Raw genomic sequence first — 8,355 nt, 5'->3', positions numbered from 1 at the left:
GGTCGTGGCCGGGGCCGCTGCCCGCGCCGCGCCGCCTCCCGCAGTCCCAGCCGCCAGATGCTCGGGCACCTTGTTCTGAAGTTCGAGGACCAGCCGCTCGGCGGTCTTCTTGCCCACGCCCGACACGCTGGAGAGCAGCCCCACGTCGCCCGTGAGCAGGCCCTGCGCGACCGCCGAGGTCGGCATGGCCGAGAGCAAGGCGAGCCCCAGTTTCGGCCCCACGCCGCTCACGCCGGTCAACAGGTCGAAGAGCCGCAGGCTGTCGGCGTCACTGAAGCCGAACAGCAGTTGCGCGTCCTCGCGGATCACGTGGCGGATCTGGAGTTCCGCCGGGCCGTCCACCGTCAGTTTTCCCAGCGTCGAGGCCGGGCAAAAGACCTCGTAGCCCACGCCCCCGGCGACAATCACGGCACTCGCGTCGCGCACCTCGCGCACGGCGCCATTCAGGTAGGCGATCACAAGACCCCCGGACCTCTCCGCGTTCCGCCGTGGAGGGGGTCCGACCGGAGGAAGAGGAAGTCGGAGCGGGTTCTGCGGAATGCAGAACGTCCCGGCGCCTTGCCGGAAAGATCGGAATGAAGCGGAGTCCGTGGCACGCGCCTGATTCTAGGGGGCCACTCCTCATCCAACCGGGGGAAAGGTGACGGGACCGCCCCCCGCCGGGTACACTGCCCGCATGACCGCCCGCGCCCCCCTGTTCATGCGAATGCCCCCGCGTCCCTGACAGGCCAGTCAGGAGGGGCGGGGTAGGGCGACGCAGCTCCACCCCGCCCCTCCTCCTTTTCCACCATTTTCCGTATCCTGACGGGGTTGCCCGGCCCCCCCTGTGCCCCCTTCTGCGGGTCAGAGCGTGCCGGGCGGGGAGAGAGCGAGCATGACCAGACCAACGGGGGCCGAGCCGCCCAGCTTCTACATCACGACCGCCATCGACTACGCCAACGGTCTGCCGCACATCGGGCACGTCTACGAGAAGATCCTGACCGACGCCGTCGCCCGCTACCGCCGCCTCGCCGGGGACCGGGTGCATTTCCTGACCGGCACCGACGAGCACGGCGAGAAGATCGCCAAGGCTGCCGCCGCGAGCGGACAGACCCCGCAGGCCTTTGTGGACGACCTCGCGCTGCGGGCCTTCCGGGGCCTGTGGGACCGCCTGAACATCGGCTACGACGACTTCATCCGCACGACCGAAGACCGCCACCAGCGCTACGTGCAGGAGATCTTGCAGCGCGTGTACGACGCGGGCGACATCTACTTCGCCGAGTACGAGGGCCTGTACTCGGTGGGCGCCGAGCGCTACGTGACCGAGAAGGAACTGGTGGAGGGCGGAGACGGGCTGCGCCGCTTTCCCGGCGACAAGGACCCCCCGGAGCGGCGGCGCGAGGCCAACTACTTCTTCCGGATGGAGAAGTATCAGGCGTGGCTGCTGGAGCATCTCCAGCAGAACCCCGACTTTATCGGCCCCGCCGGGTACCGCAACGAGGTGCTGGAGATGCTGCGCGAGCCCATCGGCGACCTCTCCATCAGCCGTCCGAAAAGCCGGGTGCCGTGGGGCATCGAGCTGCCCTGGGACCAAGGGCACGTGACCTACGTGTGGTTCGACGCGCTGCTGAACTACGTCTCGGGGCCGGTCAGCCTCGGCATGGGCGAGCAGACCATCGGGACGGCGTGGCACGTGATCGGCAAGGACATCCTCAAGCCGCACGCGGTCTTCTGGCCCACCATGCTGCGGGCGGCGGGGTTGCCGGTCTACCGCCGCCTGGTGGTCCACAGCCATATCCTCGCCGAGGACGGCCGCAAGATGGGCAAGAGCCTGGGCAACGCGATCGACCCCGAAGAACTGGTGGCGAAGTACCCCGCCGACGCGGTCCGCTACACCCTGCTGCGTGAGGCGTCGCTGGGGGCCGACAGTCCCTACGGGGAGGGGATTCTGGTGTCGCGGCTGAACAGTGACCTCGCCAACGACCTGGGCAACCTGCTCTCGCGCACGGTCAGCATGATCCAGAAGTACCGGGGCGGCGTGCTTCCGCAGGCGCACGAGCCCGGCGAGCGCGAACACCGGATCGAGGCGGCAGCGCTGGCCCTTCCCGGCGAGGTGCTGCGGCTGGTGGACGACCTGAAAGTCAATATGGCGATCGAGGCGGCCATGAACTTCGTGCGCGACCTCAACCGCTATATCGCGGAAAGTGCCCCGTGGACGCTGGCGAAGTCGGAGGACACGCAGCGGCGGCTGGACACCGTGCTGTACACCGCCGCCGAGGGCCTGCGGGTGGCGAGCGTGGCGCTGGAGGCCGTGATTCCGGCGAAGGCGCAGGAACTCCGGGCGCAACTCGGACTGGCGGGCCAGAGTTACCCGCTCGCGTCGGCCTGGGGCCTGATGCCCGCCGGAACCGCCGTGCCGGGCGGCCCGGTCCTCTTCCCCAAGCCGGAGCCGCTGCCAGAGGCTGAAGCCACCCCCACCCCTTCCCCCAAGCCCAGGAAAGAGAAAAAACCCATGACCCAGACTCCCGAGACACAGACTCCCGAAACGATGCCCCCCCAGCAGCCCGCCGCCACGCCGACCGCGACGGTCGCGCCCACCCAGAGCCTGATCTCCATCGACGATTTCGCGCGGGTGGACCTCCGCATCGTGGAAGTCGTGGAGGCCGAGGCGGTGCGGGGGGCCGACAAGCTGCTCAAGCTGACCGTGAAGATGGGCGAGGAGACCCGCACGGTGGTCAGCGGCATCCGGCAGTGGTTCGCGCCGGAAGACCTGGTGGGCCGCCGGGTGATTCTGGTCGCCAACCTGAAGCCCGCCAAATTGCGCGGCATCGAGTCGCAGGGCATGATCCTGGCCGCCGAGGACGATCAGGGCAACCTCGATCTGGTGGGCACGCGCCTGGAACTGCCCAGCGGGACGAAGGTCCGGTAAACCGTCCGGGATGGACACGGGGGGGGGCAGGGGCGAGAGCCTGCTGCCCCCTCACCCTGGGCCACGCGCCCTACACTGCCCGCATGTTCGTGATCGTCTCCGGCCTGTCGGGCAGTGGCAAAAGTACGGCGCTCAGGACCCTCGAGGACGCCGGGTTCTACGTCACCGACAACCTGCCGCCCGAGCTGTGGGGGGCCATGCACGACCTCGCGCAGGCGCGGGGGCTGGAGCGGGTGGCGGTGAGCACCGACGCCCGGACCCGCGACTTTCTGAGTGCGCTGGAAGACAGCTACGTGCGGCTCTCGCGGCGGCGCGAGGACCTGCGGGTGCTGTTTCTGGAGGCCAACTCGGAGGTGCTGCTGCGGCGCTACAACCTCTCGCGCCGGGAGCATCCGCTGGGCGAGAACCTGATGCTGGACTTTCAGCGCGAGCGTGACCTGCTCGCGCCGCTGCGCTCCATCGCGGACACGGTGATCGACACGGGCGGCCTCAGCCCGGCAGAGCTGGCCCAGCGGGTGCTGCGGGTGTGCCGTCTGGAGCAGGATTTCGACCTGCGGCTGCTGAGCTTCGGCTTCAAGCACACGCCCCCGCGCGACGCCGATCTGGTGGTGGACGTGCGCTCGCTGCCCAATCCGCACTATGTCCCCGAACTGCGGCCCCGCACCGGGCTGGAATCGGACGTGGCGGGCTACGTCTTCGCGGACGAGGACTCCGAGCGCTTCTACGGGGAGGTGCGCGACTTCGTGCGGACGAGTGCCGAGCGGGCGCGGGGGGCGCGGCGGCACGGCTACACGGTGGCNCGCACTATGTCCCCGAACTGCGGCCCCGCACCGGGCTGGAATCGGACGTGGCGGGCTACGTCTTCGCGGACGAGGACTCCGAGCGCTTCTACGGGGAGGTGCGCGACTTCGTGCGGACGAGTGCCGAGCGGGCGCGGGGGGCGCGGCGGCACGGCTACACGGTGGCGATCGGCTGCACCGGGGGGCAGCACCGCTCGGTGGCGGTGGCGGCGCGGCTGGCGGCGGACCTCGCGGACCTGGGCGCCCAGGTGGCCGACCACCGTGACATGCGGGTGGGTGGGGAGGGGTGAGGCCCCAGCCCCAGTGGGAACAGTCGCGGGAGGAGCGGTCCCGGCAGAAACGGCGCCCCCGGCCGGGCCGCGCCCGCCGCGCCCGGATGTGGCTCTCGCCGGGACTGGGGATCAAGCGCTGGCTGGTGCTGTTCGTGGTCTGCACCTTTGTGGGGGCGGTGGGCTTCCTGCACTTCACCTGGACCGGGCCGCTGCACTTCGTGGCGACGCGCTGGATTCTGTGGATTGGCGCCCTGACCAAGCCGGAGGTCATGCCCCTGTACGTGGGCGGGATCGCCGTGATGGCGCTGGCGCTGGGCGGGGCGCTCCTGAGCATCCTGATGCTCAACCGCTCGATGCTGCGCTCGACGGGCACGGCCCCCGATCAGGCGCTGGACGTGATCTATTCCAAGCGCACCCTGGCCCGGGGTCCGCGCATCGTGGCGGTGGGGGGCGGCACGGGGTTATCCATGCTGCTCAGCGGCCTCAAGGCCCACACCAGCAACATCACGGCGGTCGTGACCGTCTCGGACGACGGAGGCTCCAGCGGGCGGCTGCGCGAGTCGCTGGACATGATCGCGCCCGGCGACCTGACCGACTGCTACGCGGCGCTCTCGGACAGCCCGGTCCTGGCGCGGCTGCTGCTGCACCGCTTCGACCGGGGCGAGGGGCTGGCGGGGCACACCTTCGGGAACCTGCTGCTCGCCACCCTCTCGGAGGAACAGGGCGGACTGCAAGACGCCATGCGCGACGTGCACGAGGTGCTGCGGGTGCGCGGGCAGGTCTTTCCGGCCACGACCACGCCCAGCACACTGGTGGCCTGCCTCTCGGACGGGCGCGAGGTCCGGGGCGAGAGCGGGCTGGCCGCGCAGGTGGGCGAGGCGCGGGTGGAGGCGGTGCGCCTCGATCCCCCCGACCTGCCCGCGCTGCCCGCCGTGCTGGACGCGGTTCGTGAGGCCGAGCTGATCGTGCTGGGGCCGGGAAGCCTCTTTACTTCCGTCGTGCCCGCGCTGCTGGTGCCGGACGTGGCGCGGGCGATCCGCGAGTCGGCGGCCCCGGTCGTGTACGTCGCCAGCCTGATGACCGAACCCGGCGAGACGACCGGTCTGGGGCTGGCGGACCACGTCGGCGCGGTCACCGCCCACCTGCGCCGCACGCCCGACTGGGTGCTGGTCAACAGCACGCCGATCTCGCCCGCCGTCCGGGCCCGCTACGCCGGGGAGGGCGCCGAGGTCCTGGACACCGGCGCGGTGGGGGCGGACCTGCGCGGTCGGCTGCGGCACGCGCCGCTGCTGCATCCCGGCGAGCAGGCCCGGCACGACCCCGACGCGCTGGCCGGGGCGCTGGTGGCCCTGACGCCGAGGCGGGTCACGCTGTGAGGGTTCTGTGCGGTGGCCTCGTGACCCCCGGCCTGCTCACCCCCCCTCTGCTCCGGAGCTGTGCCAGTCCCGGCCTTCCTCTTCAAGGGGGAGGAGCCTTTTTTTCCTGTCCTGAACGCGCTCTTGGCTGAATGAGCGACCGGTCCGCGTCGCCCAGCCCACCAGGAGGGGACAGGCAAGGTTCCCCGTTTCTCGCCAGAGCGCCGACCCCCCCTCTCCACGCGGCCTCCGGGCGGCGGGCCGCGCCTGAACCCTGAGCTATGCTGGCGCCCGTGCTCACGCTGCTGACGGCCACGCTGCTCACGGGGACGCTGCTTTCTGTCTCCGATCCAGCCGGGGACGCGCGGGGCGACGGCGGCTACGTCCTGCCCCGTCGCCCCGCCGTGTCGGAGGCAGCCCTTGACCTGCGCTCCTTTCAGGCTGGGCCTGCGGGAGACGGGATGCGCTTCACGGTGGGACTGGAACGGACCGAGAATCCCTGGAACGCTCCTTCCGGCTTCTCCGCGAACGTGACCGACATCTTCGTGGGGGGAAGCGTGGGCGGCGAGCGCGAGTTGGCCGACCTGGGGTTGGGCACCGGGGGGCCGGGCTGGACCTACCACCTGCGGGTGACCGGCTTCGGCAGCGCCCTGACGCGGGTGGCCGAGGCCGGGGCCGAGCCCACGCGCCTGCAGGACCCCAGCGTGCGGCTGGAGGGCACCCGGCTGGTGATCGACGCGGCGGTGCCGCCGGGCCGGTACGCCTACTGGGTCACCTCCAGCGTGTACTCGCCGCTCACGCCCGCCGGGGTGCTGCGCCCGGTCACCACGCCCGGCCCGGCGGTGCTGCAAGCGGGCCGCACGGGGTCGCCGGTGCCGGTAGACGTGCTGGCCCCGGCGGGCGACGTGACCCCCTACACCCGGGGCACGCTCGCCCCGGTGGGCCGCGCCCGTGACACCCGCGCCCTGACGCTGGGGGCGCTGGGGGGCCTGGGCCTGCTGGCGGTGATCGTGGCGACCCTGCGCTCGCGGCGGTCCCCGGCGTGAAGCCCTCCCCCGCCCTGCTGATCCTGACCGCCGCCGTGCTGTGGGGACTGCTGGGGATTCTGGGCAAGGGGGCGCAGGGAGCAGGGGTCGGTGCCCTGGAGGTCGCCTTCTGGCGGGCGGCGCTGGGAGGCGGCCTCTTCGCCCTGCACGCCGGGCTGACCCGCGCCGGGTTGCCGCGTGGCCGGGACCTGGGGGTGACGGGCCTCTTCGGCGTCGTCGGCGTGAGCGTGTTCTACGGGGCGTACCAGCTCGCGGTACGCACGGGCGGCGCGAGTCTCGCGTCGGTGCTGCTGTACACCGCGCCCGCCTTTGTCGCGCTGCTGGGCTGGGGCCTGCTGCGCGAGCGGCTGGGCGGGCGGGAGGCACTCGCCGTCGCGGGCACGCTGGGCGGCATCGCCCTGATCAGCCTGGGCGGGGGCCAGGGCGTGACCGTGACCGGGGCGGCGCTGGGGTGGGGCCTGCTCTCGGGCCTGACCTACAGCCTGTACTACCTGTACGGCAAGGCGTTTTTCGGGCGCTACGCCCCCACGGCCCTCTACGCCGTCGCCCTCCCGGTGGGGGCGCTGGGGCTGCTGCCCTTCGTGGAGTTCAGCGCCAAGACGCCCGCCGCGTGGGCCAGCCTCGCGGGCATCGCGGTGCTGAGTACCTACCTCGCCTACCTCGCCTACAGCGCGGGATTGAAACACCTGCCCGCCACCCGCGCCAGCGTGATCGCCAGCCTGGAACCGGTCGTGGCCGCTGGCCTCGCCGCCGCCCTCTTCGGGGAGAGGCTCTCGGCCCTGGCCCTGGGAGGCGCCGCGCTGGTGGTCGGGGCCGCGCTGGTGCTGAGCATGGGCGGAGAGAAGACGACCGAGGCGGCGACCGCCACGCCGTGAGGGTCAGCGTCCGGGGACGGGCCGGGAGAAAGTCCATGACCACGGCTCCAGAATCAGGGACTCCCGACCCCAGCGCCGGTAGGCCCCGGTCGGCAACCACAGGTCGTCCATAAGCCAGGAGACGCGGCCCCGTTCGTCCTCTTCCAGGTGTGAGCAGGCACTGGGCTCAGCCTCAGCTGCCGGACAGAGCCCGTTGCCCCGGACCTCGTACATCTGTCCATTCTCCCGTGTCCACCGTCCCTGAAGCTCCCGCAAGCTGAGCCGAATGGGCGACGCGAAGTGCGGCAGCTCACGCGGCGGCCCCGCCCACAGCAAGCCTCCGGCGATCCAGAGCGCCAGATAGAGGGCCTGAGTGCCCACGAAGGCCGCCACGCCCCGGCCCGGCGACCCTCGCCGCACGCGGAAGGAAACGGCCAGCCCCAGCAACGCGGCTCCCAGCGCCCCCACGACGGCTGCCCCCGTGGAAAACGACGATCCAGCGAAGCCCCAGACCACGAAACCCACGCTCAGCAGGGCCACCCCGCCGAGCAGAAGCCCACGCCTCATTCGGGCAGCGCCGCGAGTGCCAGCGGCCAGGGCGCGAGGACGGAGCAGCCGATCAGCAGCAGCCACGGCCAGGAGCGGCGGGGCACGAGGGAGGTCACCCCCAGCAGAATCAACCCTCCGACCACCAGAAAGACCGTCACTCCAACGACCGGGAGGGCGAGCACCACCCCAGGCTAGCGCCCCTCCAGCCGGAAGTCCCACTCGAAGGAGCGGCCCCAGGGCAGCGCGGCGTCTGCCAGCGTGTAGGTCAGGCCGACGCGCAGCGGGAAAGACTCGCGCGCGATCTCCAGCAGCCGCGCCTGCCCGGCGGGGGTGTTCAGCTCGGCTTCCGGGACGGCCTTTCTCAGCGCGGCCCGCACCCCCGCGCTGTAGATCACGTCGTTGGCGTACTCGCGGGCCAGCAGCGCGTCCTGCCGGAGGGGGTCGGCCCCGGCCAGGCTCAGGCGGGCGTGGGCCAGCGCCGTCCCGACGTTGTTGCCCGGCGTGCCCCACGCGGCCAGCGAGCGCAGGTTGGCGTGCTGCCGCAACGTGGCGAGGTCGCGCCACAGCCGCG

The 8,355-nt window shown here is 71.8% G+C and carries 9 protein-coding genes and 1 pseudogene; 6 read left to right on the top strand and 4 right to left on the bottom strand.

The genetic code is table 11. From position 1 onward, the window contains the following. A partial coding sequence (gene ruvA / locus QOL99_RS12335; RefSeq protein ID WP_285524208.1) for a Holliday junction branch migration protein RuvA occupies positions 1 to 459 on the bottom strand: 459 nt, incomplete at its 3' end. Between the two features lie 415 nt (positions 460 to 874). Between ruvA and metG the strand changes: the two genes are divergently transcribed. The 6 genes and pseudogenes from metG to QOL99_RS12305 all read left to right on the top strand — a co-directional run bounded on the left by metG (position 875) and on the right by QOL99_RS12305 (position 7,256). Further along, the gene (metG, locus tag QOL99_RS12330; protein WP_285524206.1) at positions 875 to 2,908 is read left to right on the top strand and encodes a methionine--tRNA ligase; all 2,034 of its coding nucleotides are present in this window, start codon (positions 875 to 877) and stop codon (positions 2,906 to 2,908) included. 83 nt (positions 2,909 to 2,991) lie between these two features. Further along, positions 2,992 to 3,705, top strand: a pseudogene (gene rapZ, locus QOL99_RS12325) (RNase adapter RapZ); the annotation flags it as partial. A gap of 50 nt (positions 3,706 to 3,755) precedes the next feature. Then, the gene (locus QOL99_RS12320) at positions 3,756 to 3,998 is read left to right on the top strand and encodes a RapZ C-terminal domain-containing protein (protein WP_456318856.1); all 243 of its coding nucleotides are present in this window, start codon (positions 3,756 to 3,758) and stop codon (positions 3,996 to 3,998) included. After that, positions 3,995 to 5,356 (top strand): gluconeogenesis factor YvcK family protein, encoded by a 1,362-nt coding sequence (locus QOL99_RS12315; protein ID WP_407650178.1) that lies wholly within the window; start codon positions 3,995 to 3,997, stop codon positions 5,354 to 5,356. The genes QOL99_RS12320 and QOL99_RS12315 overlap by 4 nt, the downstream gene beginning before the upstream one ends. Before the next feature lie 272 nt (positions 5,357 to 5,628). Beyond that, a complete protein-coding gene (locus tag QOL99_RS12310) occupies positions 5,629 to 6,381 on the top strand; it encodes a glucodextranase DOMON-like domain-containing protein (protein ID WP_285524205.1) in 753 nt (250 codons plus the stop codon). Then, positions 6,378 to 7,256, top strand: coding sequence for a DMT family transporter (locus tag QOL99_RS12305; RefSeq protein ID WP_285524203.1), 879 nt, complete (start codon positions 6,378 to 6,380; stop codon positions 7,254 to 7,256). The genes QOL99_RS12310 and QOL99_RS12305 overlap by 4 nt, the downstream gene beginning before the upstream one ends. 3 nt (positions 7,257 to 7,259) lie before the next feature. On the opposite strand, the gene QOL99_RS12300 is transcribed toward QOL99_RS12305, so the two are convergent. The 3 genes from QOL99_RS12300 to QOL99_RS12290 all read right to left on the bottom strand — a co-directional run. Then, positions 7,260 to 7,802 (bottom strand): hypothetical protein, encoded by a 543-nt coding sequence (locus QOL99_RS12300; protein ID WP_285524202.1) that lies wholly within the window; start codon positions 7,800 to 7,802, stop codon positions 7,260 to 7,262. Beyond that, positions 7,799 to 7,966, bottom strand: a complete 168-nt coding sequence (locus QOL99_RS12295; RefSeq protein WP_285524201.1) for a hypothetical protein — start codon at positions 7,964 to 7,966, stop codon at positions 7,799 to 7,801. The genes QOL99_RS12300 and QOL99_RS12295 overlap by 4 nt, the downstream gene beginning before the upstream one ends. Before the next feature lie 9 nt (positions 7,967 to 7,975). Further along, positions 7,976 to 8,355, bottom strand: a 380-nt coding sequence (locus tag QOL99_RS12290; protein ID WP_285524199.1) for a DUF4127 family protein, incomplete at its 5' end; no start/stop codon positions are given.

The sequence above is a fragment of the Deinococcus rhizophilus genome, from assembly GCF_030271215.1.
Lineage (GTDB): Bacteria > Deinococcota > Deinococci > Deinococcales > Deinococcaceae > Deinococcus > Deinococcus rhizophilus.
This window is presented reverse-complemented; position numbering and strand designations above follow the sequence as displayed.

Coding starts and splice junctions, on each gene's coding strand:
- metG (WP_285524206.1), top strand. CDS start 875: ATGACCAGACCAACGGGGGCCGAGCCGCCCAGCTTCTACATCACGACC.
- QOL99_RS12300 (WP_285524202.1), bottom strand. CDS start 7,802: ATGAGGCGTGGGCTTCTGCTCGGCGGGGTGGCCCTGCTGAGCGTGGGT.